We start from the raw sequence: 24835 nt of genomic DNA, 5'->3' as shown, positions 1-24835 counted from the left end.
CGCAGATCAGAGCTCAGAGCGGCATTCCGGTCAGTTTTGCCACCAGTTCCGGCAGCTTGCGGGCGGAGAATTTGACCAGGAGATGGGCGCGATGGGTTTCTATCGTGCGATACGAAAGGTTCAGTTCCGCACCGATTTCCTTGGCCGACAGCCCGCGGCAGGTAAGGATCGCCACATCCCGCTCGCGCGGGGTGAGGCTGACCACCGGTCGGTCGTCTGAAATATCGGCAAAGCTCCAGACACCGCTGCGAAAATGCTGCTCCGGTGTCAGCGACCGCCCGCGCACCCGGCACCAGAACAGATCGCCGTTGCGACGGCGCATGATCCGTTCGTCGTTATAGTGGCCGGATTGCGCATCCGCCTGTTGCAGCCGATCTCCAATCCGCTGGAAGTCTTCCTGACTGGGGTAAAGCTCGGCGATGGGCAGGCCGACATAACTGGCGCTGTCGCCGCCAAAGGTTTCGGCAAACTGCCGGTTGCAGCGCTGGATCACCCGTTTGTCAAGCAAAGCCAGCCCCACCGGGGCAAATTCAAAGGCGAGATCGGTCATGCGGGCAGATAACCGCTGTTATTGTGCAAAGCAAAGCGAATTCCGTCGGATAGGCACCAGTGCCGATCTGTCTCGTGGTGGCAGGCCTTCATTGTCCGGGATTCCGCGCGGATGCGGCGCCAAAAAAAAGGGCTGATGCACTGGCATCAGCCCCAAGGTGCCAAGGTCGGCCATTCGTACCGACCCGACGGGGAGTGTTTGGATCAGATGGCCAGATATTCGGCGCGCAGTTCCTCGTTTTCCAGAACCTCGGCCGCTGAGCCATCAAAGACGATGCCGCCGGTGTCGAGGATCACCGCGCGGTCGGCCAGTTCCAGGGCGCGCACCGCGTTCTGTTCGACGATGACGGTGGTAATGCCCTGCTGTTTGATGTGGATGAGGGTCTTTTCGATCTCATCGACGATCACGGGGGCCAGACCTTCATAGGGTTCGTCGAGCAGCAGCACCTTGATGTCACGGGCCAGCGCGCGGGCGATGGCCAGCATCTGCTGCTCCCCACCGGAGAGGGTCACGCCCTCTTGCTTGCGCCGCTCGCCAAGACGCGGGAACAGTTCATATAGACGTTCGATCGACCAGCCGATGGGCGGGGCAATCTGGGCCAGCTGCAGGTTTTCCTCAACCGTCAGGCCAGGGATGATGCGGCGATCTTCCGGCACCAGACCCAGGCCCGCCGCCGAAGCCTCATGCGAGGACATCGTGTGCAGCGGCTGATGATCGAGCCAGATTTCGCCCTTGGTCACCATCGGTGAACCCGTGCGCGCGATGGACCGCAGGGTCGAAGTCTTGCCAGCGCCGTTGCGGCCCAGAAGCGCCAGGATCTCGCCTTCATGCACATTGAAGGAAATGCCCTGAACGATGTAGCTCTCGCCGTAATAGGCGTGCATGTCCCAGACCGAGAGAAAGGCCGGGGCCGTGGTGGCGTGGTTGGCGTGTTTGGAAAAGTCGGGTTTGACGTTCATCTGTGATCTCCTTACGCCGACTCGCCGAGGTAGGCTTCGCGCACCTTCGGGTTGCCTTTGATGTTTTGCGGATCATCCTCCACCAGCGGTTTGCCCTGCGCCAGCACGGTGATCCGGTCCGCCAGCGAGAATACGACGTGCATGTCGTGTTCGATGATCGCGATGGTGATGTCGCGCTCGGACTTGATCTGTTTCAGCAGATCAATGGTGTTGTTGGTATCGGCCCGCGCCATGCCTGCTGTGGGTTCGTCCAGCAACAGGAGGCGCGGTTCTTGTGACAGACACATGCCAATCTCAAGCCGTCGCTTATCCCCGCGTGACATGGAGGCCGCGTTCATGTGCCGTTTGTCGGCCATGTTCATCTCCTCCAGCATATGCTCTGCCTTTTCCAGAATGTCGCGCTGGCTGGAGACGGCGCTGATCGCATTCATCTCAAAGGCGCCGTCGCGTTTGGCAAAGCAGGGGATCATCATGTTCTCCAACACCGAGAGGTCGCCAAAGATCTCTGGCGTCTGGAAGACGCGGGAAATGCCCATCTGGTTGATCTCATAGGGCGCGCGGCCCAGAACGGATTTGCCGTCAAACATCACCGACCCTGTATCCGGGATCAGTTTGCCCACCAGGCAGTTCAGAAGGGTCGATTTGCCTGCACCGTTGGGGCCGATGATGGCATGGACCGTGTTTTCGCGCACGCTGAGGTTCACCTCTGACAGTGCCTGAAGGCCGCCGAACCGTTTGCCTACGTTTTTGACTTCAAGGATACCCATTGGTCTTGCTCCTTATTCCGCAGGTTCAGTTTTGCCCGAGGGGCTGTCTTTTTCGTGTTTGCGCCCCTGGATCCAGCCGCGCAGCTTCTGTCCGCCTTCGACCAGGCCACCGGGCAGGAAGATCACAACCAGCATGAACAGGATGCCCAGCGTCAGGTGCCAGCCCTTGCCGATGAAGGGGTGGACGATGAAGACCATCGCATCCTCGATCCCGTCGGGCATGAAGCTGAACCAGCTGTGCAGGACGTTGTCGTTGATCTTGGAGAAGATGTTCTCGAAGTATTTGATGAAACCTGCGCCCAGAACCGGCCCGATCAGGGTGCCTGCTCCGCCGAGGATTGTCATCAGAACCACTTCACCAGAGGCGGTCCACTGCATCCGTTCGGCGCCTGCCAGCGGGTCCATTGAGGCCATCAGGCCGCCAGCGAGACCGGCATACATGCCCGAGATCACAAAGGCAGCCAGCGTGTAGGGTCGGGTGTTCAGGCCGGTGTAGTTCATCCGCTGCTGGTTCGATTTCACCGCCTTCAGCATCAGACCAAAGGGCGAGCGGAAGATACGGATCGACAGGTAGAATGCGGCCAGCAGGATCAGCGCACAGAGGTAGTAGCCCGCGTTGAACTGGAAGGCCCACGGACCCACGACCATCTCGAAGGTCGAGCGCATCTCCAGGCCAAAGAGGCTGGTCACCGGGATCGAGCCATCAGCGGTCGCCGACACGCCCAGAATGCGCGGGTCATCCAGCGTCAGCTGCAGGCCGGTCTCGCCATTGGTGATTGGGGTCAGCACCGAATAGGCCAGATTGAAGGACATCTGCGCGAATGCCAGCGTAAGGATCGAGAAGTAGATGCCGGAGCGGCGCAGGCTGACATAGCCGATCACCAGTGCAAACAGACCCGCGACGATCACCGACAGCACGATGGCCGGAACCACGTTCATGCTGAGCAGCTTGAACATCCAGACCGCTGAATAGGATCCCACACCAAGGAAGGCGGCATGACCAAAGGACAGGTAGCCGGTGAGGCCAAAGAGAATGTTGAAGCCGATGGCAAAGATCCCGAAGATCACAAACCGCTGCATCAGGTCCGGGTAGCCCGCGTTGAACTGCGCCAGGGCGCTGCCCGTCGGGAAGGGGTTCAGGATGAACGGTGCAAACAGGGTCAGGATGGCAACGACCAGCAGCAGCGTCTTGTCTTTTTTGTTGAGTGCGAACATGTGCTTAGTCCTCCATCACACCTTTGCGGCCCATCAGGCCTCGCGGGCGGGTGAGCAGAATGATGATTGCGACCACATAGATGATGATCTGGTCGATACCGGGGATCAGGGATTTGATTTCATTCATCGAGGCGAAGCTTTCGAGCACGCCAAGAAGGAACCCTGCAAGCACGGCGCCGGGCAGCGATCCCATACCTCCGACAACCACCACCACAAAGCTCAGCACCAGGAAATCCATACCCATGTGGTAGTTGGGGGAGTTGATCGGTGTGTACATAACGCCGGCCAGTCCCGCGACGGCGGCCGCGATGCCGAACATGATGGTGAAGCGGCGGTCGATATTGATCCCCAGCAGCCCGACGGTTTCACGGTCGGCCATACCGGCGCGCACCACCATGCCGAATGTGGTAAACTGCAGGAAGGAGAAGATGCCGCCGATGATCACAAGGGCAAAGCCGAAATAGACCACGCGCCAGACCGGATAGATGATGTCGAGGCCGATGATCGCACCCAGATTGATCACGCCGTTCAGCGCATCGGGTGCAGGCGTCTGGATCGGGTTGGCGCCGTAGAAATATTTCACCACCTCTTGCAACACGATGGCGAGGCCAAAGGTCACCAGAATCTGATCCGCATGGGGGCGCTTGTAGAAATGCTTGATCAGCCCGCGTTCCATCACATAGCCAACCGTAATCATGATCGGGATGGCAAATAGGATCGCCAACGGCACGGCCCAGTCGACGATGGCACCGCCCACCTCGGGGCCGAACCAACTCTCCACATAGGGGGTTTTCACCTTGAGCGGATTGCCCAGAAAATCCTTCTGGGTTTCATCCACGGTTTCAAAGCTGAGGCTCAGGACGCGTTGCACGGTGACCGCACAGAACGCGCCGATCATGAACAGCGCCCCATGGGCAAAGTTCACCACGCCGAGCGTGCCAAAGATGAGTGTCAGACCCAGCGCGATCAGCGCATAGGCCGAGCCCTTGTCGAGCCCGTTCAAGATTTGCAATAGGATTGCGTCCATTGTCCCCACCTTCGGTTGGTCCGTCTGGAATTGGCATAAGTCGGCTGTTCAGCGCCGCTGGCGCTGGTCCTGTCGTCTAGACATGTCGGGCAGGGTCAAGCCGGGAGAGTGACGGGACGGGCAGCGTTGAGAGTGCCCGCCCCGGTTATCGCGATCAGGCGCCGCTGTTGCAGGTGCCCAGGGCACCGCCTGCAAACATCGGGTGATCCGGCGGGTAAGTCACCTGCGCTGCCGGGGTCACTTCGACCACTTCAAGCAGGTCGAACTCCGAGGTCGGGTTTTCCTTGCCGCGCACAACCAGAACGTCCTTGAAGCACTGGTGGTCTTCGGCGCGATAGAGCGTCTTGCCGTTGCCCAGACCGTCGAATTCGAACCCTTCGAGGGCTTCGACAACCGCACAGGGGTTGAACGAACCCGCGCGTTCCACCGCATCTGCATATAGCAGGGTCTGACAGTAGACGGTATGCGCGGCCTGGCTGGGCGGGAAGCCATACTTGGACCCGAAGGAACGTACGAATGCCTGCGAGCCTTCGTCCTGCAGCGACCAATGCCAGTTGGTGGAGCCGTGGATGCCCTTCACGTTCTCGCCCGCACCTTTCGCCATCAGACGCGAATAGAGCGGTACGACAATCTCGAAGTTCTTGCCGTTTACAACCTTTTCACGCAGGCCGAACTGAACCGCGTTGGTCAGCGAGTTCACCATGTTGCCGCCATAGTGGTTCAGCACCAGCACATCCGCGCCGGAGTTCAGAACCGGGGCGATGTAGGACGAGAAGTCGGTTGCAGCCAGCGGCGTGCGCACCTTGTTCACGGTGTTCCAGCCCAGGGCCTCGGTGGCGGCGGCGATGGATTCTTCCTGGGTCCAGCCCCAGGTGTAATCCGCCGTCAGGTGATAGGCGTTCCGGTCAGTGCCGTAGAGGTTCTTCAGCACCGGCGCCAGGGCAGCGCCGGACATGTAACCGTTGAAGAAGTGACGGAAGCCGTTGGCTTTCTTATCTTTACCAGTGGTGTCGTTGGAGTGGGTGAGACCCGCCATGAAGATCACGCCGGCCTCCTGGCAGAGACCCTGCACGGCAATCGCAACACCGGAGGACGAGCCACCGGTGATCATTACGGCACCGTCCTTTTCGATCATCGACTTGGCGGAGGCACGGGCGGCGTCAGATTTCGTCTGAGTGTCGCCGGTGACGTATTTGACTTCTTTGCCCAGGATACCGTTGCCCTGTAGCGACTTGGACGAGAAGGTGTTCATCATGCCGCCGTCGCCGCCGCCATTCAGATGTTCGACCGCCAGCTTGTAGGCGCGCAGCTCGTCCGCGCCTTCGTCGGCATAGGGGCCTGTTTGCGGAACGTTGAAGCCCAGCGTCACGCTGCTGCCGGTCGGTTCGTTGGTAAACGCCGCAGCAGACGATGCGGTAAAGATTGTCGGAAGCGCAACGCCGGCACCTGCCAGGGCGCCGGTCTTCAGGACTCCGCGACGTGATACGTCAGTCTTGGACATGTAATCCTCCCATTTGTGTAATGACGACAACAGCTCCTCACTTCCGCTGGCGCCCGCACGTTTTCGTGCAAAATCAGTATGGGCGCGGCTTGTAAAATTGCGCAATAAAACCCTTGAAATGCAGGTTTATTCTGTAAAGAAATGAACAGGTGTTAAGGGTTCTTTGTAAAGAAACTTATGTTGCGTTGCAGAAAACCCTTGATCCACCGTGTTTTTGAGAGGGGGCATTGCCATGGGCCGTGACACGCTGACAGGAAGCCGTATCCGGGAGAGGCGCTTGATGTTGGGACTGCGTCAGGCGGAGCTGGCCCGGCTGGTCGATATCTCGGCCTCCTATTTGAACCTGATTGAACACAATCGCCGCAGAATCGGCGGTAAGCTGCTGGTGGATCTTGCACGGGTGCTGGCGGTTGAACCCTCCATGCTGACCGAAGGGGCAGAGGTGGCGTTGCTGGCGACCCTGCGGGAGGCGGCGGCTGATCTCACCCGACCTGTGGCCGAACTGGACCGGGTAGACGAATTCGCGGGCCGCTTTCCCGGCTGGGCCGAGGTTCTGGCCCAGGGCCGACTGCGGATTGCCAGCTTGGAACGGACGGTCCAGACGTTGTCGGACCGGCTGACACATGATCCTCAGCTGGCGGCTTCGCTACATGAGGTGCTGTCTACCGCTGCCGCCATCCGGTCGACTGCCTCGATCCTCGCCGAAACCGGCGAGCTGGAGGCCGAATGGCGGGATCGGTTCCACAAGAACCTCAACGAGGATTCCCGGCGTCTGGCCGAGAGCAGCCGTGCGCTGGTGAATTTTCTTGATGAGAGCAACACGTCGGTCGAACGGCGGGGGATGCCGCAGGAAGAGGCGGAGCAGTTCTTTGCCGCTCATGAGCACCACTTCGTGGACCTGGAAGTTGCGGATGTGGCCGCCCGCCCCGGGCTGATCGAGGCGCTGCTGTCGCAGGCCGATGAGCTGGTCAGCGCCGCCGGAACCGCCATTGCCCGCGCCGGGCTGCTGCAATATTGCGCCGATGCCGAGGCGATGCCGCTGACAGATTTGGCCGAGCGGCTTGCCCGCGATGGCGTGGCCCCCGTCGCCCTGGCGCGTGCGTTCGACTGTGACCTGCCGACGGTGCTGCGGCGGCTTGGGGCCTTGCCGCCTGAAGTTCTGGGGCAGGAGGCAGGGCTGGTGATCTGCGATGCCTCGGGGTCGATCCTGTTCCGCAAGCCTGTGACCGGGTTCGCCCTGCCGCGTTTTGGAGCCTCCTGTCCGCTCTGGCCGCTTTACACGGCGCTGTCGCGGCCGCAGGAACCCGTGCGCCGCGATGTGGTGCAACAGGGGCGCAATGCAGTCGGGTTTGATTGTCTGGCGGTTTCCTGGCCGCATCAGCGACCGGATTTCGACAGCGATCCGTTGTATCATGCTGTGATGCTGATCCTGCCCAAGCGTGACGTGGCCGAGACCGCTCAGCCGGTCGGCGCGAGCTGCCGGATCTGTTCGCGCCGCGACTGTGTGGCGCGGCGCGAGCCGTCGATCCTGAAGGAAGAGTTTTGACAGCGGCGCAAGCGCAGCGCTACTGTTGCGCCAGGGACGGAGGCGCCTGGGGGCAATGACCCCGCGAAGGTTCGGGCGTAGGGGAGGACTATCCACACAATGGGCAGGCATGTTGTTCTGGTCGAAGACGAGCCGAATATCACCGAAGCAATCCGGTTTCTGCTGACCCGCGACGGCTGGCAGGTGGACAGCCATGCCGATGGCAGTGATGCGGTAGAGGTGATCTGTGCAGCCAAGCCGGATCTGGTGATCCTGGATCTGATGTTGCCGGGCAAAAGCGGCCTGGAGATCATCCGCGAGCTGCGCGAGAGCGCGCGATTGCCGGGGTTGCCGGTGCTGATGCTGACCGCAAGGGGGCAGCTGCGCGACCGGGAGATGGCCGAACAGGCCGGAGTTACGCGGTTCATGACCAAACCGTTTTCCAACAATGAGGTGCTGACCGCTGTGCGGGATCTGCACGCGCAGGCTGCCCAGAACCGGGCCAAACTGTCTGATGCGGCGGCTGCCGCCGCTGCCGATCTGGCCGAACAGGCCCGCCAGGGATGATCCGTGGCGACGGGGCTGAAGGCGAGGGTGAAACCGCGGCGCCGTTTGTCGAGCGCAAGACCTACCGCCGCCGTCGCCTGATGGATGTCGCACGATTCTTGCCGGTGCTCGGCGCGCTGCTGTTTGCGGTTCCGCTGATGTGGCCTGACCCTGATCCCTATCCGGCCCCCGACACGGTGTCGGGTATGCCCCTGTCGCGGGCAATGATCTATATCCTGGTCGTTTGGGCGGGGCTGATCCTGGCCAGCTTCGGCTTTGCGCTGGCGGTGCGCCGCTGGGCGGAACATTGGACAGAGGGTGGCGAGCCGCGCCGGGGCGGGGACGCAGACTGATGGCGTCACTCAATGTTCTGGCGCTGGTCTGTCTGGGATATGTCGCCCTTCTGTTCATCGTCGCCTTTGCGGCGGACCGCCATGCCAGCCACGGTCGCGCCGCCCGCTGGATGCGATCTCCACTGATCTATACGCTGTCGCTGTCGATCTACTGCACGGCCTGGACCTTCTATGGCGCCGTGGGCTACGCGGCGCGTTCGGGACTGGAGTTTATCACCATATACCTCGGTCCTACGCTGGTAATGGTCGGCTGGTGGTGGGGGCTGCGCAAGCTGGTACGGGTCGGCCGCAGCCAGCGGATCACCTCTATCGCTGACCTCTTGTCTGCGCGCTATGGCAAGTCGAACCTTCTGGCGATTGGCGTCACGATTCTGGCGGTGATTGGTACGACCCCCTATATTTCGCTGCAATTGCAGTCCATTACACTGTCTTTCTCGATCTTTGCCGAGGCTGATCCGCTGCGCAGTGTCAATGAAACGCAGACGGTGTTCTGGGTGGCGGCGGGGCTTGCGGCCTTTGCCATTCTGTTTGGTACGCGCAATCTCAACGCCAACGAACGCCATCATGGTGTTGTCACCGCCGTCGCGCTTGAGGCCGTGGTAAAACTGATCTCCCTGCTGGCGGTGGGCATTTTTGTGGTCTGGGGAGTGGCGGGTGGTGTGGGCGAGACGATGGCGCGGATTGACGCCTCCAGCATAGGTCAGTGGCAGGTCGATGGCGGTCGCTGGGCCACCATTACATTCCTGTCTGCCGCCGCCTTTGTCTGCCTGCCGCGTATGTTTCAGGTCATGGTGGTCGAGAATGAGGATGAACGCCACCTGCGGGTCGCGGCCTGGGCGTTTCCACTTTATCTGCTGTTGATCTCGATCTTCGTGGTGCCGATTGCGGCCATCGGGCTGGAGTTGCTCCCGGCCGGGTCGAATCCGGATCTGTTCGTGCTGACCCTGCCGCTGGCGCAGGGACAGCAAGGGTTGGCGATGCTGTCTTTCCTTGGCGGGTTTTCCTCGGCAACATCCATGGCCATTGTGGCTGCAATGGCGCTGTCGACGATGGTGTCGAACCATATCGTGATGCCGATCTGGCTGCGCTGGCAGGAGGTGGGCGCCTCGGTCTCGGGGGATGTGCGGCATGTGGTGCTGCTGTCGCGACGTCTGTCCATCGCAGGCATCATGGCGCTGGGGTATTTCTATTACACGCTGTCAGGCGGCGGTGCGGCGCTGGCCGCCATCGGTCTGATCTCCTTTACCGGTATCTCCCAGATGCTGCCGAGCCTTGTCGGGGGCCTGTTCTGGCGCGGCGCCACGCGCAGCGGTGCGCTGGCCGGCCTGTCGGTCGGCTTTGCGATCTGGCTTTATACAATGCTGCTGCCGGAGCTTGGCGGTGGGCTGTTGCCCGCGCGGGTGCTGGCCGAAGGGCTGCTGGGCCTATCCTGGTTGCGGCCACATGCGCTCTTTGGGATCGAGGGCCTTGATCCGACGGTCCATGCGGTGCTCTGGTCGATGGCCTTGAACACGGCGGCGTTTCTTATCGGATCATTGCTGACCTTTCCGAGCCCTTTGGAGCGGTTACAGGGCGCGCAGTTTGTTCATGTGTTTGATCATTCGTCGGGGCCGCGCGGCTGGACCGGCTCGGTTGCGCAAAGCGAGGATCTGATGATCATGTCGCAGCGTATTCTGGGCGCGGGCGAGGCCCAGCAGTTCTTTCAGAGCGAATTGGCGCGGCAGGGAGGGCGTGGTCCGTTGCCGGAGCCGACGCCTGCGTTTCTGGAGCGGCTGGAACGCGAACTCAGCGCCTCGATCGGGGCGGCGGCGGCCCATGCCATGGTGGGGCAGATTGTGGGGGGATCGTCGGTGTCGGTGCAGGATCTGCTGGCTGTGGCGGATGAGACCGCGCAGATCCTCGAGTATTCCAACCGGCTTGAGGCGCAATCTGAAGAGCTGTCAAGAACCGCGCGCAAGCTTCAGGAAACAAACGAAAAGCTGACCCAGCTATCGCAGCAGAAGGATGCGTTTCTTAGCCAGGTGAGCCATGAATTGCGCACGCCGATGACTTCTATTCGCGCCTTCTCCGAAATCCTGCGCGACACTGAGAACCTCGAACCCCGTGATCACAGCCGCTATGCTGGTATCATCCATGACGAGGCGCAGCGGCTGACCCGTCTGCTGAACGATCTGCTGGATCTGAGCGTGTTGGAAAACGGTCAGGTCAGCCTCAACATCAGCGCCGGGCGGCTCGGCGATGTGCTGGATCATGCGGAGGCAACCGCGCTGGCGGATGGTTCCGCGCGGCTGAAAGTTCAGCGTGATGCCGCGACGGATGAGATGCGGCTGTCATCGGATCTGGACCGGCTGGCACAGGTGTTTATCAATCTGATCGCCAATGCCGACAAATACTGCACCGCGGCAGAGCCGCAGCTGCGTATCATGGCGCGGCAGAGCGGTGACTGGTTGTTCATTGACTTCATCGACAATGGGCAGGGAATCCCGGCGGAGTTTCGGACCATGATTTTCGAGAAATTCTCGCGAGTTAGCCCAGAACGTGCAGGCGGCGCCGGTCTTGGTTTGGCGATCTGTCGCGAGATCATGCAGCGACTCGGCGGTGATGTGGCCTACCTATCGGATGAGGTCGGCGGCGCGTTTCAGGTTTCCTTACCTCTTCGTCGGGAAAACCCGGTTTAACTGTTTATCGTAAAGTTATTGGTAACCACTCTTGGGGTAGACCTATGGCAAAGCGGTGCGAGAGGGGCAGGTTTACAACCTATGTCTGAAACGAAATCGGAATCGGCAGCGACTGGTGGCAGCGGCGTATTGGCCCGCAAATTGGCCGCCACCAAAGAAGGCAAAGGCGGGCTTACCAGCTCCCTGACCCTCAAGGCGTTGCGCCGCTCGATTGCGCGGGCGGCGGCGGATCTGTGTGATCTGCCGGTCGCTGTGCTGGCCGCGCGCCAGTCCAACCGTGTTCCGGAAGATCTGCCACCGCATCTGTCGGACAAGCATCTTCTGGTGGTATTGGACGGGCCGAACGGGCGTATCGGTGCTGCGACACTGGACGCGCCAACCGTGACCGCCCTCATTCAGCAGCAGACCATGGGGCAGGTTCTAGGCAAGGCGCCGAGCGAACGTAATTACACCCCGACAGACGCGGCCATGGTTGCCGATTTTCTTGAGCGCACCTTTGCCAAGGTGGTCTCCATGCTGGCCCAGCAAAAGGATGAGGCGATCTTCTCCGGCTACCGTTTCGGCGCGCAGGTAGAGGATGTGCGCAGCCTCGTTCTGGGTCTTGAGGCTGAAGATTACCGGGTGATTGAGCTGACGCTGGATCTGGCCTGCGGTGCCATGCAGGGCGGGCTGACATTGATCCTGCCGGAACCCACGCCGGAGGATCTGGGGCAGGCCGGGCAATCAGCCCATGCTACGGGACCGTCACTGGGCAGCAACATGGGGTCAATGCGTGCAGAGCTGCGCGCGATCCTCTGCAAGATGAAGATCCCCGCAAATGAATTCTCCTCGCTCGAGGAGGGGGATCTTCTGCCGCTGGATCAGGCCTATCTCTATGAGACGGAAATGATCTCGATCAGCGGCCAAGCCGTTGCGCAGGGACGTCTGGGGCAGATGAATGGTGCCCGCGCCGTGCGGCTGACAGATCCCCGGACCAAACTTGTGAATGATAGTGCAGCCGATCAGGGCTCATTCTCAACTCATATGGGCGGCGATGCCGCTGCGCTAGACCATGAACCTCCGACGCTGGATCTCTCCATCGCGGCCGACGGGTTGCAAGACCCGATGGGCGGCATGGGTGGGCTAGGTGATGGGCTTGGCGATATGGGCGGCGACCTTGGGGATTTCGGCGGTGATCTTGGAGCCGACTTTGGCGGCGATCTGGGGGGCGACCTTGGCGGCGATTTCGGCGGAATGCCAATGGGCGATGGCCTCGGTGATGGGCTTGGCGACGGTCTTGGTGATGCGATGTCTGGTGATCTGCCGGATCTTGGCGAATTGCCGGACCTTGGCGCGATGCCCATGGGGGACGGTCTGGGTGATGGATTCGGAGATGGGCTGGGAGATGGGCTGGGCGAGTTCAACGCCGACGCCGCCGCGATGGAAATCTCCGATCTGGCAGGGCTGAACAGCGGTACCGGCTGACCCCGATAACGCAATCCCATCGCGCCTGATGCTGTCCTGCCAGTCTCCGCACGGTGCGCGGCAATGCGACCCTTTCGAAAGCTCAGTGGAACACCCGCTATCGACAGAAACAAAAAAGACGGTGCACGATCGGCACTGTCTTTATTTTTCATATGCTTATATGGCGAAGCTTATCTGGCGTTGCGGGCTTTGGCCACGACGTCAGCTGTCGCCTTCGGCAAGGGCGGATTGGGTTGCGACGGCGATCAGAGTCGGCCGGAGCCCGTCCAGCTGATAGCCCGCCTGCGCGGTTGCGGCGAGGATTTCATCCACCGGCATCACAGGCGCTTGCCCAAGGGCCCAGATGACCGAGCAGCGCGTGCCCGAGGCACAGTAGGCCAGAACCGGACCTTCGGAAGCCTCAATAAAGGCCTGTTGCTGTGCAACATTCTCAGGCGTCATGGTCTGGTGGGTCAGGGGAAGCACCTCAAACCGAAGCCCCTGCGCCTCAGCGGCGGCGCGGATAGCCTCGGCCTGATGGCTTGGCGGTACCTCGGCATCGGGCCGATTGCAGATCACCGTGGTGAAACCGGCCTCGGCCAGCTGTGGCAGGTCCTCAACCGAAATCTGCGGCGAGACGGAATAGCGGGGGGTCAATGTGCGTGCATCCATGGATCTGTCTTTTACGTGCTTGCTGCGGTTCGGTCCAGTCGCTGGACGACGGGCGGTGCCGCAATCATGCCGGCGCCCATCGAGACCAGGAAAATGACGCCTCCAAACCCACCATAGCTGAGCGAGGCCATTGCTGGTCCGGGGCAGAGACCGGCAAGCCCCCAGCCCATCCCGAAGAGGACCGAACCGATCACCAGGCGCCTGTCCAGTTCCTGGCGCGGCAGGCTGGGAAAGGAGCCACCGACCAGTGGGCGGCGTCCGTCTGTCAGTTGCCAGGCCACTGCCATTGGCAGGATCGCGCCGCCCATTACGAAGGCCAGCGTGGGGTCCCAGTTACCAAAGATATCCAGCCAGCCCTGGACCTTTTGCGTGTCGGTCATCCCTGACAGAAACAGTCCCAGACCAAAAAGCCCGCCGGCGACGAAGGACAGCAGTACCCGCATTAGATCAGCCCCCAGAGATGACGAAACAGGGCCAATGTCACGGCGCCTGCAAGAATGTAGATGAGAGTTGCCACGAGCCCGCGCAGCGACAGCCGCGATATGCCGCAGACGCCATGGCCGGATGTGCAGCCATTGGCGATACGGGTGCCAAGACCAACCAGCAGGCCCGCTGCGATGATCACCACGGTGTTGCTGGTCAGATGGGTGTCAGGGGCGTCGGCCACGGTCAGCCAGATCACTAGCGGCACCAGAATGACACCGGCGATGAACGCGATGCGCTCGCCCGACGTATTGCGCCCGCTGCCGTCGATCAGCCCGCCAAGGATGCCGCTGGCGCCCATGATACGGCCGTTGCCAAGCAGATAAACTGCCCCGCCTGAGCCGATCAGCGCACCGCCAATCAGTCCCCAGATCCAATCTGCATTCATCGTGATATCCCTTGTTTATGGCCGCTTGTGCCCAGTTCGGCGCCGTGTGTGTCAGGCCCGATCAAAGCTTGTCGATCGGCACCTTGAGGTAGACATGGCCGTCGTCCTCCGGTTCTGGCATCCGGCCGGCCCGCATATTGACCTGCAGTGATGGCAGGATCAGCCGGGGCATGGCCAGAGTGGCGTCACGGGCATCCCGCATGGCCACGAATTCCTCGATGGGACGGCCCTGACCGATATGGATGTTGAGCGCCTTCTGCTCTCCAACGGTGGTTTCCCAGGCATAGTCGTCGCGGCCGGGCGCCTTGTAATCGTGACCGACAAAGATTCGGGTCTCATCGGGCAGGGCGAGAATTTTCTGGATGGATTGAAACAGCGCCTCAGAGGATCCACCCGGAAAATCGCAGCGGGCGGTGCCGAAGTCCGGCATGAACAGCGTATCACCGACAAAGGCTGAGTCGCCAATCACATAGGTGAGGCAGGCCGGGGTATGGCCCGGTGTGTGCAGCACGTCGCCGCGCATCTGGCCGATGTGAAAACTATCGCCATGTTTGAACAATGCGTCGAATTGGCTGCCGTCGCGCTGAAACTCGGTGCCTTCGTTGAACACCTTGCCGAAAGTGTCCTGAACCAGCGTGATATTGGCACCAATGCCAATCTTCCCGCCCAGCTGTTCCTGAAGATAGGGCGCTGCCGACAGGTGGTCGGCATGAACGTGGCTTTCGAGGATCCATTCCACCCGCAGCCCTTCGGCCTTGACCCAGGCAATCATCTCATCAGCGGACCGGGTATCGGTGCGCCCTGCGGCATGATCAAAATCCAGCACGGAATCGATCAGCGCGCAGGCGCTGCCGTCCGGCTCCCGCACCACATAGGATACGGTATTTGTCTGTTCATCAAAAAAGGCTTTGACGATCGGCTTCATGGGGACCCTCCTGCTGTGGCACTTACATATATTAAATAATGAATATGTTCAAGTGGGCATTCACCCGGGGCTGCGAAAAATCGACCGTAAATCAGGGCGCGGGGTCGGTGCCCTGGCTTGTACCTGCTCATTTTCTCGTTATGGTTGATCTCGCTCAAAGTCATGCTGCGGATACTATGCTACTGTGGCGATTGTGGTGAGGTGAACCGCGATGACTTGTGCAGAACACAAGGGGTGTCGGGAGCGGACAGAAGGGCGTTGTTTAGCCCCCCGGTCCCGGTTCATACCCCCGTGTTGCGGCGCGGGTGATGCCCGCCGCGCAGGCTCTAGGGAGGAGTGTGGAATGACCAACGACAATAGCAGGATCGACAGTCTGATACAGCGGGCCGAAGGGCTCGAACGCAAGATATTGGCCGCACATCGCCAGGATCGGCTTGCGCTGCATCCTGATTTTAACCGGACATTGGCACGTCTGCGTGTGGCGGGTGGGGGTGTGCCGACCCGCATGGTGCGACTGGAGCAGATCCTTAGCGAGGAATCCGCCGAGGATATGTTCGACAATATGCCGGTTTGAAAGATGGCGCTGTGTCCGGCGGTCAGCCGCTGGACTGTCATGGTCACGGTCGGCCTGCCCGGGGTGGCAGTGCGTCACCGACACGGTGGAAAAAACGGCGCCACCGCAAGGCGGGGCTTAGCCCAGGCTGAGCCCCAGCATGACCAGCATCAGGCCGATAACCGACAGGAATAGCGCGCCCAGATTATAGGGCAGGACCTTTTGGATGACGGCCCGCAGGGCGTCGTCGTCCAGCTTCTGACGTTTGGCCTGCATCACGCGCAGAACGCTCCACATCAGCCCCAAAAGACCGGCCACAGATACAGCCGCACCAGCCCAAACCAGAATCTCGTACATCGCACTCTCCGATGGCGGCGCGCCAATGCGCCGGTCGTTTTCAGGGGCAGCGCCTATCGGATTGCTGCGCCCGCGGCAACCCGTCCGGGCCTGGTGGGTTATGGTGTGTGGCAGATTTTGCCTATTGGGGCGGGCGCTGCGCGGGATTGTCCTATCACTGCTTGCGGACTGAGGTGCGCACTTGTATCTGGAGGGCTGATCCGAATGTCTACCCTTTGCCGACGGAGCCCACGATGGATATGACCGAAGACGAAAAAAGCGACAGCTACCGTGTGACCGCTGGTGAATTGCGCCAGTTTATCGAACGGTTCGAGCGTCTGGATGCCGAGAAAAAAGATCTCGCAGAGCAGCAGAAAGAGATCATGGCCGAAGCCAAAGCGCGCGGCTATGACACCAAGGTGATCCGCAAGGTGATCGCCCTGCGCAAGCGGGACAAGGACGATATCGCCGAGGAAGAAGCGGTTCTTGAAATGTATAAAGAAGCGCTTGGCATGTAACGGCGGCCTCAGACCGCGCGTGACTGCAAGGTGACGACATCGGCCCTCCGCCAATGCGGGGGGCTTTGTTGTTTCTGGGCCTTTGATCCCGGTTATGCTTTAGGTCTGTAAATTTTAAGCTTGAAGTATTTTCTCAGGTGACCGATATTGGCGGATAATTGTCCCCCGTCCGCCGATGCAGGAGTCCCCAATGCCCACAATCAACGTGCACCCCGATGGCTGGAAACCTGCAAAAGGCTATGCGAATGGCATGATCGGCGAGGGGCGGATGTTGTTCGTCGGTGGCCAGATTGGCTGGACTGCGGATCAGGTGTTTGAAACCGATGACTTCATCGGCCAAATGAGCCAGGCGCTTCAGAATATCCTGACCGTGGTGCAGCAGGCAGGCGGGCAGGCCAGCGATATCACCCGGCTGACCTGGTATGTCACCGACAAGGCGGAGTATCTGGCCCATCAGGCGGAGGTTGGCGCCGCCTATCGTGCGGTGATGGGTTATCATTTTCCAGCCATGACAATGGTCGTTGTTGCAGACCTGGTGGAAGACCGTGCCAAAATCGAGATCGAAGCGACGGCCATGCTTGCCTGAGGTGGCTGGCGCTTAGCCGCGCGCTGAATCTCTCCATGCGAATGGTCCTGTCGGCAGCGCTGCGGGCGCTGTTTTAGATCAGTTGTCCTGACCTTTTTTGACACCGATACTGCCCCGAGCGCGCGGGTGGATTGAGGGATGCCGCGCCTGCCCATATTCTGGGCGGCGCGGTTTTCGTTTTTGTTTTTAACACCTTGAGTAGAGGATCGGCAGGGCAGGCTAAGAAAAACGTCATTTCAAAAATTTTACCAGTTGATAAAAAATCAAACTGTGGCACTCTGGTTTGCATAATAAACAAATCCAGGGAGACACCCAATGGCGACCAGCCATCAGGCATCCGGCGTTCAGGCAGGGCGTTTGTCCGCCTCAGAAATTGCCGACAACTTTGGAGATCTGCATCCGCAATATGAGGCGCATGAGGCGGCGGTGGCAGCGGATCGCTGCTATTTCTGCTATGATGCGCCCTGTATTACGGCTTGCCCAACCTCCATCGACATTCCGCAGTTTATCCGCGAGATCCAGACCGGCCACCCGGAAACGGCGGCGAAGACTATTCTCGAACAGAACATCCTTGGCGGGATGTGCGCGCGGGTCTGCCCGACCGAAACCCTCTGCGAGCAAGCCTGCGTTCGTGAAGCGGCCGAAGGCAAGCCGGTCGAGATTGGCCGTCTGCAACGCTATGCAACCGACACGCTGATGGAAAAGGGCGTGCACCCTTTCAGCCGCGCCGAAACAACCGGCAAGAAAGTGGCCGTGGTTGGTGCCGGTCCGGCGGGTCTCTCTGCGGCGCACCGTCTTGCGATGTTGGGCCATGACGTTGTCGTTTATGACGCCAGGTCCAAGGCGGGCGGCCTGAATGAATTCGGGATCGCCGCGTATAAATCCACCAATGATTTTGCGGCGAAAGAAGTCGATTGGCTTCTGCAGATCGGTGGAATTGCCATGGAATACGGCAAGAAGCTTGGTGGCGATCTGAGCCTCGATGCCCTGAAGGCCGAATATGACGCAGTGTTTCTGTCCATCGGTCTTGCCGGTGTGAACGCCCTGCGGGCGGCGGGCGAGGACAAGGACGGTGTGCGTGATGCAGTCGATTTCATCGCCGAGCTGCGTCAGGCCGATGATCTGGCAAACCTGCCGGTCGGTCGCAATGTCGTCGTGATCGGCGGCGGCATGACTGCGGTTGACGCGGCTGTGCAGTCGAAGCTTCTTGGTTCCGAGAATGTCACCATCGCCTACCGCCGCGGCCGTGACGCCATGGGGGCGAGCCGGTTCGAGCAGGACCTTGCGGCCACCAAGGGTGTAAAGCTGATGTTCAACGTTCAGCCGGTGGCTGTGCACGGGAATGGCGCCTGTGCGGAAATCGAGCTGGAGTATACCACCAGCGAAGGCGGTCAGCTGACCGGCACCGGCGAGACGGTGCGGATCGCAGCCGACCAGATCTACAAGGCGATCGGGCAGACGCTTGAGGGCCAGCCGGACGCGCTGGCGCTTGATGGGCGCAAGATCAAGGTGGACGCGCAGGGCCGGACATCGGTCGCGGGGATCTGGGCCGGGGGTGATTGTGCCTCTGGCGGCGAGGATCTGACAGTGACGGCCGTCGCCGAAGGTCGCGATGCGGCCATGGATATTCACGCCAGCCTGATGGGCTAAGCCAGCAGCAGGGCCGGACCCGGCCCTGTGTTGCCAGTGTAAGGAACAGACAAATGGCTGATCTAACAGCAGATTTTCTGGGGATCAAATCTCCGAACCCGTTCTGGCTCGCCTCTGCGCCGCCGACGGATAAAGAATACAACGTGCGCCGCGCCTTTGAGGCCGGCTGGGGTGGGGTGGTCTGGAAGACCCTCGGCTCCGAAGGCCCGCCGGTGGTCAATGTGAACGGTCCGCGCTATGGCGCGATCTGGGGGGCGGACCGCCGCCTTCTGGGGCTCAACAATATCGAGCTGATCACCGACCGCCCGCTTGAGGTGAATCTGGAAGAAATCACCCGCGTGAAAAAGGACTATCCAGATCGCGCCATCATCGTTTCGTTGATGGTGCCCTGCGAGGAGCAGGCCTGGAAGGATATCCTGCCGCGTGTCGAAGCCACCGGTGCTGACGGGATCGAGCTGAACTTTGGCTGCCCGCATGGGATGGCCGAACGTGGTATGGGCTCTGCCGTGGGGCAGGTGCCGGAATACATCCAGATGGTCACGGAGTGGTGTAAGAAATACTACTCCAAGCCGGTGATTGTGAAGCTGACGCCGAATATTACCGACATTCGCCACCCAGCGCGGGCGGCCAAAGCGGGCGGTGCCGACGCGGTCAGCCTGATCAATACGATCAACTCGATCGTATCGGTGGATCTTGATGCCATGGCGCCTGAGCCAACCATCGGCGACAAGGGCACACATGGCGGCTATTGCGGCCCGGCAGTGAAGCCGATTGCGCTGAATATGGTGGCCGAAATCGCCCGATGCCCGCAGACTCATGGCCTGCCGATCTCGGCCATTGGCGGCGTCACCACCTGGCGCGATGCGGCTGAGTTCATGACCATGGGTGCAGGCAACGTGCAGGTCTGCACCGCTGCCATGACCTATGGTTTCAACGTGGTGAAGGAGATGATCTCGGGCCTGAACCAGTGGATGGATGACAAAGGCTACAACCGTCTAGATGATTTTGTTGGTAAAGCCGTGCCCAATGTCACCGACTGGCAGTATCTGGATCTGAACTACGTCGCCAAGGCCAAGATCAATCAGGATGATTGCATCAAATGTGGTCGCTGCTTTGCCGCCTGCGAAGACACCTCGCATCAGGCTATCGCGATGAGCGAGGACCGCGTCTTTACCGTCAAGGATGACGAATGCGTCGCCTGTAATCTTTGCGTGAATGTCTGCCCGGTCGAAGGCTGCATCACCATGGAGGAGGTGCCCGCCGGTCAGATCGACGAACGCACGGGCAAAGTGGTGTCCGATGAATATGCAAATTGGACCACCCATCCCAACAACCCGTCGGTGACGGCGGCCGAATAGGGGGGCTGGCGGCCTAACACGCTGCCCGGCTGACATAATTGGAAACGGCGCGTCCTGATCGGCGCGCCGTTTGCTATTGATCGCATCACACTGTTGAACGGGGGTTTGGCTAGGATCAGGACCTGCCGGAACCGGGAGGTGTCAGCATCCGGCGGAACATCCGGTCGAGATGCTCTGGTGCCGCATCAAACGGATCCTCATCCCCCATCAATGTGCGGACCTGCACATCGAAATCCGCATAATGCTGGGTCAGCGACCAGATCGAAAACAGAAGATGCTTCGGATGGGTCGGGTTCAGCTTGCCGTTTGTCATCCAGCCTTCGATCAGATCCGCTTTTTCTTCCAGCAGCGGTTTTAGATCCTTGGACAGGGTTTCCAGCATTCGTGGGGCGCCCTGGACAATTTCATTTGCAAACAGGCGGCTTTCGCGCGGGTAATCCCGACTCATCTGCAACTTGCGCTGTACATAGGACAGCAGTTCCTCCAGCGGGTCACCCTCGGCGTCGATGGCGCGCAGCGGATCCAGCCAGGTGTCAAGCAGCCCCGACAGCAGTTCCGTGAAAATCGCCTCCTTCGAGGGGAAATAGTAGAGAAGATTGGGCTTGCTTAACCCGGCGGCACGGGCAATCTGGTCGACAGTGGCGCCGCGGAATCCGCTGTTGGAGAATACTTCCAATGCGGCCTCCAGAATGGTGGCGCGATTCTTTTTCTGAATGCGGGTGGGGTTGCGATCCTTGGGCATGGGGCTGTTTGGGCTCTCGCTGGTGGCCGCAACACCGCTGCGCGCCTGAATTTCGCTCAACCGGCTCTGCGCGCCGGAGTTTTCTTGTCTTGTTAGACGCAATTTCTTGACTGAATGTCCACCCGTGATAGCCTGAGTTTGACCAGTTGGTCAAATCATGACCAGCGTTTCAAAGCCACCGACAAGGCGCAAAGCCGCGGGACCCTGCAAAAAAGCAGGGCAACAGGGAAGGAAGCTGAGATGACGTCGCTTGGACAGAATCTGAAGATCAATGGTGACAGGCTGTGGGACAGTCTGATGGAGATGGCAAAAATCGGACCCGGCGTCGCGGGCGGCAACAACCGCCAGACGCTCACCGATGAAGATGCCGAGGGGCGCGCACTGTTTCAGACATGGTGCGAAGCGGCAGGTTGCACTATGGGGCTGGACACGATGGGCAATATGTTCGCCCGTCGCGAAGGAACCGACCCCGATGCGCTGCCGGTCTATATGGGATCACATCTGGATACGCAGCCCACTGGCGGTAAATATGACGGCGTCCTTGGGGTGCTGGGCGGGCTGGAAGTCATCCGCACACTCAATGATCTAGGCATCAAGACCAAACATCCGATCGTGGTTACCAATTGGACCAATGAGGAAGGCACGAGGTTCGCTCCGGCGATGCTGGCCTCCGGTGTTTTTGCAGGCAAGCATACGCAGGACTGGGCCTATGCGCGGGAAGATTCCGAGGGAAAGACCTTTGGTGACGAGCTGAAACGTATTGGCTGGGTGGGCGATGAAGAGGTTGGCGCGCGCAAGATGCACGCGATGTTCGAATTGCACATCGAACAGGGGCCGATCCTTGAGGCGGAAAACAAGGATATCGGCGTGGTGACCCATGGCCAGGGCCTGTGGTGGCTGCAATGTACGGTCACGGGCAAGGACGCCCATACCGGATCGACCCCGATGAACATGCGTGTCAATGCAGGCCTTGGCATGGCGCGCATGACGGAGGCGGCGCATCAGATTGCCATGGCGCATCAGCCCCATGCGGTCGGGGCAGTCGGACATTGTGACGTCTACCCGAACTCGCGCAATGTGATCCCCGGAAAGGTGGTCTTCACCGTCGATTTCCGGTCGCCCGATCTTGAAAAGCTGACGTCGATGCGGTCGAAATACGAGGTAAAGGCGAAGGAGATCGCCGACGAGCTGGGCGTTGGGCTGGAGATTGAACCGGTCGGTCATTTTGATCCTGTCACCTTCGATGAGGGCTGCGTCAGCGCGGTGCGCTCGGCGGCCGAGCGGCTCGGTTATAGCCATATGGATATCGTGTCAGGTGCAGGACATGATGCCTGTTGGATCAATGATCTGGCGCCGACGGCGATGATCATGTGCCCCTGTGTGGACGGTCTGAGCCACAATGAAGCCGAGGATATTTCCAAGGACTGGGCGGCCGCCGGAACCGATGTCATGCTACATGCGGTGCTGGAAACTGCAGAGATCGTCGTGTGAGATGCGCCCCGGAAAGGTTTGGGGTGTGGGTTGCAGCAATCTGCGGCTTGCAGTGAAGGGGGCGCTGCCCCCGCGGCCCGCCGGGCCGCTCCCCCGGGATATTTCCGGCCAGAAGAACAACCAGAGGAACAGGGCACCTGTTCTGAAAGAACACGCGGAGGCGTAGAAACACGCCCCAATCCAGGGAGTTGTTACCATGAGTAGAGTCATCAAGAACGGCACCGTCGTGACGGCCGATCTGACCTATAAAGCGGATGTGCTGATCGAGAACGGGGTAATCACCGAGATTGGCCCGAACCTGAAAGGCGACGAGGAGCTGGACGCCACCGGCTGTTATGTGATGCCGGGGGGGATTGACCCGCATACGCATCTCGAAATGCCCTTTATGGGGACCTATTCCTCGGATGATTTTGAAAGCGGTACCCGGGCCGGGCTGGCGGGGGGCACCACCATGGTGGTGGATTTTGCGCTGCCGAATCCAGGCGAGAGCCTGCTGGACGCGCTGAAACGCTGGGACAATAAATCGACCCGCGCCAACTGCGACTACTCTTTCCACATGGCGGTGACCTGGTGGGGCGAGCAGGTTTTTGACGACATCAAGACCGTGATCCAGGAGCGCGGCATCAACACGTTCAAGCACTTCATGGCCTATAAGGGCGCGCTGATGGTGAATGATGACGAGCTCTATGCCTCCTTCCAGCGGCTGGCTGAGCTTGGCGGCATAGCCATGGTGCATGCTGAAAACGGCGATGTGGTGGCGGAGCTGTCGGCCAAGCTGTTGGCAGAAGGCAACACCGGCCCAGAGGCGCACGCCTATTCCCGCCCGCCGCAGGTAGAGGGCGAGGCCACCAACCGCGCCATCATGATTGCCGACATGGCTGGCGTGCCGCTCTATGTGGTCCATACCTCCTGCGAGGACAGCCACGAGGCCATTCGCCGGGCCCGCATGCAGGGCAAGCGCGTCTGGGGCGAGCCGCTGATCCAGCATCTGACGCTGGATGAGAGCGAGTATTTCAACACGGACTGGGATCACGCCGCCCGCCGGGTGATGTCGCCGCCGTTCCGCAATAAGCAGCATCAGGACTCGCTCTGGAACGGCTTGCAGTCGGGCTCCTTGTCAGTGGTGGCGACGGACCACTGTGCCTTTACCACCGAGCAGAAACGCTATGGCGTTGGCGATTTCACCAAGATTCCGAACGGCACCGGCGGTCTGGAAGACCGGATGCCGATGCTGTGGACCCATGGCGTGGAAACCGGACGTTTGACCCCGAATGAGTTTGTCGCCGTGACTTCCACGAACATTGCCAAGATCCTGAATTGCTATCCGAAAAAGGGTGCTGTTCTGGTTGGCGCCGATGCCGATCTGGTGGTTTGGGATCCGGAGAAGCGCAAGACGATTTCCGCGGCCAGCCAGCAGTCGGCGATCGACTATAACGTGTTCGAGGGGCATGAGGTGAAGGGATTGCCGCGCTTTACCCTGACCCGCGGCCATGTGGCAGTGCATGACGGAGAGATCCGCTGTCAGGAGGGCCATGGCAAGTTCGTCGCCCGCGAGGCCAATGCCACTGTGAACAAGGCGCTGTCGACCTGGAAGGAGCTGACGGCGCCGCGCCCGGTGGAGCGGTCGGGAATTCCGGCAACAGGTGTGTAATCCAGGGACGGGCTGCCAGCTATGGCGGCCCGTTTTCCTGTGTGTAATCAAGGCGAAGAAATGAACATGGAAACGACCACCCAGGCGCTCAACTCCCAGGCCGCCGCTTCCGACATCAACCCGCTTGGCCCTGTCATAGAGGCGAAGGCGCTCGATCTGACGTTTCAGACCAATGACGGGCCCGTGCACGCGCTGAAGAATGTCAGCCTGGAGATCAATCGCGGCGACTTTGTCTCTTTTATCGGGCCGTCCGGCTGCGGCAAGACAACTTTCCTGCGCTGCATCGCGGCGCTGGAACAGCCCACCGGTGGCAGTCTCAGCGTCAATGGCATGACCCCCGATGAAGCGCGGCGCAAGCGAGCCTATGGCTATGTGTTCCAGGCGGCCGGGCTCTATCCGTGGCGAACCATCGCCAAGAACATCAAGCTGCCGCTGGAGATCATGGGCTACTCAAGGGCGGAGCAGGACAAGCGGGTCGAACGGGTTCTGGACCTGGTGGAACTCACCGGGTTTGGCGGCAAATACCCCTGGCAGCTGTCGGGCGGTATGCAGCAACGTGCCTCGATCGCGCGGGCGCTCGCCTTTGATGCGGATATCCTCCTGATGGATGAACCCTTTGGGGCGCTGGACGAGATTGTGCGCGACCATCTGAATGAGCAGCTCTTGAAACTCTGGGCGCGGACCAACAAGACCATCGGCTTTGTCACCCACTCGATCCCGGAGGCGGTCTATCTGTCGACCAAGATTGTGGTCATGTCGCCGCGACCCGGGCGGATCCATGACGTGATTGACAGCCCGCTGCCAAAGGACCGACCGCTGGATATTCGCGACAGCCCGGAGTTCATCGAGATTGCGCATCGTGTTCGTGACGGTCTGCGAGCGGGGCATGCCGATGACTGATGTGGTCTGTTTGCGGGG

The 24835-nt window shown here is 60.5% G+C and carries 25 protein-coding genes; 13 read left to right on the top strand and 12 right to left on the bottom strand.

Translation table 11 applies throughout. The features are described 5' to 3' along the window. Positions 1-13: 13 nt before the first annotated feature. The 6 genes from VWY60_RS08775 to VWY60_RS08750 form a co-directional block, all read right to left on the bottom strand. The gene (locus tag VWY60_RS08775; protein ID WP_416536176.1) at positions 14-550 is read right to left on the bottom strand and encodes a LuxR C-terminal-related transcriptional regulator; all 537 of its coding nucleotides are present in this window, start codon (positions 548-550) and stop codon (positions 14-16) included. Positions 551-753: 203 nt separating this feature from the next. Continuing rightward, entirely contained in the window at positions 754-1509 is a 756-nt protein-coding gene (locus VWY60_RS08770; RefSeq protein ID WP_340545321.1) for an ABC transporter ATP-binding protein, read from the bottom strand. Positions 1510-1520: 11 nt separating this feature from the next. Further along, entirely contained in the window at positions 1521-2276 is a 756-nt protein-coding gene (locus VWY60_RS08765) for an ABC transporter ATP-binding protein (protein WP_340545322.1), read from the bottom strand. 12 nt (positions 2277-2288) lie between these two features. Continuing rightward, positions 2289-3491 (bottom strand): branched-chain amino acid ABC transporter permease, encoded by a 1203-nt coding sequence (locus VWY60_RS08760; protein ID WP_416536174.1) that lies wholly within the window; start codon positions 3489-3491, stop codon positions 2289-2291. Between the two features lie 4 nt (positions 3492-3495). Continuing rightward, positions 3496-4518, bottom strand: a complete 1023-nt coding sequence (locus VWY60_RS08755) for a branched-chain amino acid ABC transporter permease (RefSeq protein WP_340545324.1) — start codon at positions 4516-4518, stop codon at positions 3496-3498. A 154-nt stretch (positions 4519-4672) separates the two neighbouring features. Beyond that, positions 4673-6019: a substrate-binding protein gene (locus VWY60_RS08750; protein WP_340545325.1), complete on the bottom strand. Its 1347-nt coding sequence runs from the start codon at positions 6017-6019 to the stop codon at positions 4673-4675. 232 nt (positions 6020-6251) lie between these two features. Here VWY60_RS08750 and VWY60_RS08745 point away from each other — a divergent pair, with 232 nt between their 5' ends. The 5 genes from VWY60_RS08745 to VWY60_RS08725 all read left to right on the top strand — a co-directional run bounded on the left by VWY60_RS08745 (position 6252) and on the right by VWY60_RS08725 (position 12585). Next, entirely contained in the window at positions 6252-7565 is a 1314-nt protein-coding gene (locus VWY60_RS08745) for a short-chain fatty acyl-CoA regulator family protein (RefSeq protein WP_416538636.1), read from the top strand. A gap of 99 nt (positions 7566-7664) precedes the next feature. Then, positions 7665-8111 (top strand): response regulator transcription factor, encoded by a 447-nt coding sequence (locus tag VWY60_RS08740; RefSeq protein ID WP_340545327.1) that lies wholly within the window; start codon positions 7665-7667, stop codon positions 8109-8111. Beyond that, on the top strand, positions 8108-8443 hold the full coding sequence (locus VWY60_RS08735; RefSeq protein WP_416536172.1) for a hypothetical protein: 336 nt from the start codon (positions 8108-8110) through the stop codon (positions 8441-8443). The genes VWY60_RS08740 and VWY60_RS08735 overlap by 4 nt, the downstream gene beginning before the upstream one ends. Then, the gene (locus tag VWY60_RS08730; RefSeq protein ID WP_340545329.1) at positions 8443-11121 is read left to right on the top strand and encodes an ATP-binding protein; all 2679 of its coding nucleotides are present in this window, start codon (positions 8443-8445) and stop codon (positions 11119-11121) included. Before VWY60_RS08735 ends, VWY60_RS08730 begins: the two co-directional genes overlap by 1 nt. Before the next feature lie 81 nt (positions 11122-11202). Next, entirely contained in the window at positions 11203-12585 is a 1383-nt protein-coding gene (locus tag VWY60_RS08725; RefSeq protein WP_416540300.1) for a FliM/FliN family flagellar motor C-terminal domain-containing protein, read from the top strand. 201 nt (positions 12586-12786) lie between these two features. Here the strand turns inward: VWY60_RS08725 and VWY60_RS08720 are convergent, their stop codons facing one another. The 4 genes from VWY60_RS08720 to VWY60_RS08705 form a co-directional block, all read right to left on the bottom strand. Further along, the gene (locus VWY60_RS08720; RefSeq protein WP_416536168.1) at positions 12787-13236 is read right to left on the bottom strand and encodes a TIGR01244 family sulfur transferase; all 450 of its coding nucleotides are present in this window, start codon (positions 13234-13236) and stop codon (positions 12787-12789) included. A gap of 11 nt (positions 13237-13247) precedes the next feature. Beyond that, on the bottom strand, positions 13248-13679 hold the full coding sequence (locus VWY60_RS08715) for a DUF6691 family protein (protein WP_416536166.1): 432 nt from the start codon (positions 13677-13679) through the stop codon (positions 13248-13250). Continuing rightward, positions 13679-14107: a YeeE/YedE family protein gene (locus tag VWY60_RS08710; protein ID WP_416540299.1), complete on the bottom strand. Its 429-nt coding sequence runs from the start codon at positions 14105-14107 to the stop codon at positions 13679-13681. The genes VWY60_RS08715 and VWY60_RS08710 overlap by 1 nt, the downstream gene beginning before the upstream one ends. Positions 14108-14168: 61 nt before the next feature. Beyond that, positions 14169-15032, bottom strand: a complete 864-nt coding sequence (locus VWY60_RS08705) for an MBL fold metallo-hydrolase (RefSeq protein WP_416540298.1) — start codon at positions 15030-15032, stop codon at positions 14169-14171. A gap of 343 nt (positions 15033-15375) precedes the next feature. On the opposite strand from VWY60_RS08705, the gene VWY60_RS08700 reads away from it, so the two are divergent. Further along, positions 15376-15606 (top strand): hypothetical protein, encoded by a 231-nt coding sequence (locus tag VWY60_RS08700; protein ID WP_416540297.1) that lies wholly within the window; start codon positions 15376-15378, stop codon positions 15604-15606. A 117-nt stretch (positions 15607-15723) separates the two neighbouring features. Here the strand turns inward: VWY60_RS08700 and VWY60_RS08695 are convergent, their stop codons facing one another. Next, positions 15724-15942, bottom strand: coding sequence for a hypothetical protein (locus VWY60_RS08695; protein WP_340545336.1), 219 nt, complete (start codon positions 15940-15942; stop codon positions 15724-15726). Positions 15943-16175: 233 nt separating this feature from the next. Between VWY60_RS08695 and VWY60_RS08690 the strand changes: the two genes are divergently transcribed. From VWY60_RS08690 to preA, 4 genes are all read left to right on the top strand, one after another. Beyond that, the gene (locus tag VWY60_RS08690; RefSeq protein ID WP_014874404.1) at positions 16176-16439 is read left to right on the top strand and encodes a DUF2312 domain-containing protein; all 264 of its coding nucleotides are present in this window, start codon (positions 16176-16178) and stop codon (positions 16437-16439) included. 190 nt (positions 16440-16629) lie between these two features. Beyond that, on the top strand, positions 16630-17025 hold the full coding sequence (locus VWY60_RS08685) for a RidA family protein (protein WP_340545337.1): 396 nt from the start codon (positions 16630-16632) through the stop codon (positions 17023-17025). 315 nt (positions 17026-17340) lie between these two features. Then, a complete protein-coding gene (locus VWY60_RS08680; RefSeq protein ID WP_416540296.1) occupies positions 17341-18675 on the top strand; it encodes an NAD(P)-dependent oxidoreductase in 1335 nt (444 codons plus the stop codon). A 53-nt stretch (positions 18676-18728) separates the two neighbouring features. Then, positions 18729-20033, top strand: a complete 1305-nt coding sequence (preA, locus tag VWY60_RS08675; RefSeq protein WP_340545339.1) for an NAD-dependent dihydropyrimidine dehydrogenase subunit PreA — start codon at positions 18729-18731, stop codon at positions 20031-20033. Between the two features lie 115 nt (positions 20034-20148). Here the strand turns inward: preA and VWY60_RS08670 are convergent, their stop codons facing one another. Continuing rightward, positions 20149-20775, bottom strand: a complete 627-nt coding sequence (locus VWY60_RS08670) for a TetR family transcriptional regulator C-terminal domain-containing protein (RefSeq protein WP_416540787.1) — start codon at positions 20773-20775, stop codon at positions 20149-20151. A gap of 240 nt (positions 20776-21015) precedes the next feature. On the opposite strand from VWY60_RS08670, the gene VWY60_RS08665 reads away from it, so the two are divergent. From VWY60_RS08665 to VWY60_RS08655, 3 genes are all read left to right on the top strand, one after another. Continuing rightward, on the top strand, positions 21016-22266 hold the full coding sequence (locus tag VWY60_RS08665) for a Zn-dependent hydrolase (protein ID WP_416540295.1): 1251 nt from the start codon (positions 21016-21018) through the stop codon (positions 22264-22266). A 196-nt stretch (positions 22267-22462) separates the two neighbouring features. After that, a complete protein-coding gene (gene hydA, locus VWY60_RS08660) occupies positions 22463-23917 on the top strand; it encodes a dihydropyrimidinase (RefSeq protein WP_416540294.1) in 1455 nt (484 codons plus the stop codon). Positions 23918-23977: 60 nt separating this feature from the next. Further along, entirely contained in the window at positions 23978-24817 is an 840-nt protein-coding gene (locus VWY60_RS08655; RefSeq protein ID WP_340545342.1) for an ABC transporter ATP-binding protein, read from the top strand. Positions 24818-24835: the final 18 nt, after the last annotated feature.

The sequence above is a fragment of the Phaeobacter sp. JH20_26 genome (assembly GCF_048056275.1).
GTDB lineage: Bacteria > Pseudomonadota > Alphaproteobacteria > Rhodobacterales > Rhodobacteraceae > Phaeobacter > Phaeobacter bryozoorum.
The sequence above is the reverse complement of the archived record's forward strand: the minus strand, read 5'-3'. Positions and strand labels throughout refer to the sequence as shown.

Bases quoted from the DNA above. Each gene is read 5' to 3' on its own strand.
- VWY60_RS08775 (WP_416536176.1), bottom strand. From the start codon at position 550: ATGACCGATCTCGCCTTTGAATTTGCCCCGGTGGGGCTGGCTTTGCTT.
- VWY60_RS08770 (WP_340545321.1), bottom strand. From the start codon at position 1,509: ATGAACGTCAAACCCGACTTTTCCAAACACGCCAACCACGCCACCACG.
- VWY60_RS08765 (WP_340545322.1), bottom strand. From the start codon at position 2,276: ATGGGTATCCTTGAAGTCAAAAACGTAGGCAAACGGTTCGGCGGCCTT.
- VWY60_RS08760 (WP_416536174.1), bottom strand. From the start codon at position 3,491: ATGTTCGCACTCAACAAAAAAGACAAGACGCTGCTGCTGGTCGTTGCC.
- VWY60_RS08755 (WP_340545324.1), bottom strand. From the start codon at position 4,518: ATGGACGCAATCCTATTGCAAATCTTGAACGGGCTCGACAAGGGCTCG.
- VWY60_RS08750 (WP_340545325.1), bottom strand. From the start codon at position 6,019: ATGTCCAAGACTGACGTATCACGTCGCGGAGTCCTGAAGACCGGCGCC.
- VWY60_RS08745 (WP_416538636.1), top strand. From the start codon at position 6,252: ATGGGCCGTGACACGCTGACAGGAAGCCGTATCCGGGAGAGGCGCTTG.
- VWY60_RS08740 (WP_340545327.1), top strand. From the start codon at position 7,665: ATGGGCAGGCATGTTGTTCTGGTCGAAGACGAGCCGAATATCACCGAA.
- VWY60_RS08735 (WP_416536172.1), top strand. From the start codon at position 8,108: ATGATCCGTGGCGACGGGGCTGAAGGCGAGGGTGAAACCGCGGCGCCG.
- VWY60_RS08730 (WP_340545329.1), top strand. From the start codon at position 8,443: ATGGCGTCACTCAATGTTCTGGCGCTGGTCTGTCTGGGATATGTCGCC.
- VWY60_RS08725 (WP_416540300.1), top strand. From the start codon at position 11,203: ATGTCTGAAACGAAATCGGAATCGGCAGCGACTGGTGGCAGCGGCGTA.
- VWY60_RS08720 (WP_416536168.1), bottom strand. From the start codon at position 13,236: ATGGATGCACGCACATTGACCCCCCGCTATTCCGTCTCGCCGCAGATT.
- VWY60_RS08715 (WP_416536166.1), bottom strand. From the start codon at position 13,679: ATGCGGGTACTGCTGTCCTTCGTCGCCGGCGGGCTTTTTGGTCTGGGA.
- VWY60_RS08710 (WP_416540299.1), bottom strand. From the start codon at position 14,107: ATGAATGCAGATTGGATCTGGGGACTGATTGGCGGTGCGCTGATCGGC.
- VWY60_RS08705 (WP_416540298.1), bottom strand. From the start codon at position 15,032: ATGAAGCCGATCGTCAAAGCCTTTTTTGATGAACAGACAAATACCGTA.
- VWY60_RS08700 (WP_416540297.1), top strand. From the start codon at position 15,376: ATGACCAACGACAATAGCAGGATCGACAGTCTGATACAGCGGGCCGAA.
- VWY60_RS08695 (WP_340545336.1), bottom strand. From the start codon at position 15,942: ATGTACGAGATTCTGGTTTGGGCTGGTGCGGCTGTATCTGTGGCCGGT.
- VWY60_RS08690 (WP_014874404.1), top strand. From the start codon at position 16,176: ATGGATATGACCGAAGACGAAAAAAGCGACAGCTACCGTGTGACCGCT.
- VWY60_RS08685 (WP_340545337.1), top strand. From the start codon at position 16,630: ATGCCCACAATCAACGTGCACCCCGATGGCTGGAAACCTGCAAAAGGC.
- VWY60_RS08680 (WP_416540296.1), top strand. From the start codon at position 17,341: ATGGCGACCAGCCATCAGGCATCCGGCGTTCAGGCAGGGCGTTTGTCC.
- preA (WP_340545339.1), top strand. From the start codon at position 18,729: ATGGCTGATCTAACAGCAGATTTTCTGGGGATCAAATCTCCGAACCCG.
- VWY60_RS08670 (WP_416540787.1), bottom strand. From the start codon at position 20,775: ATGCCCAAGGATCGCAACCCCACCCGCATTCAGAAAAAGAATCGCGCC.
- VWY60_RS08665 (WP_416540295.1), top strand. From the start codon at position 21,016: ATGACGTCGCTTGGACAGAATCTGAAGATCAATGGTGACAGGCTGTGG.
- hydA (WP_416540294.1), top strand. From the start codon at position 22,463: ATGAGTAGAGTCATCAAGAACGGCACCGTCGTGACGGCCGATCTGACC.
- VWY60_RS08655 (WP_340545342.1), top strand. From the start codon at position 23,978: ATGAACATGGAAACGACCACCCAGGCGCTCAACTCCCAGGCCGCCGCT.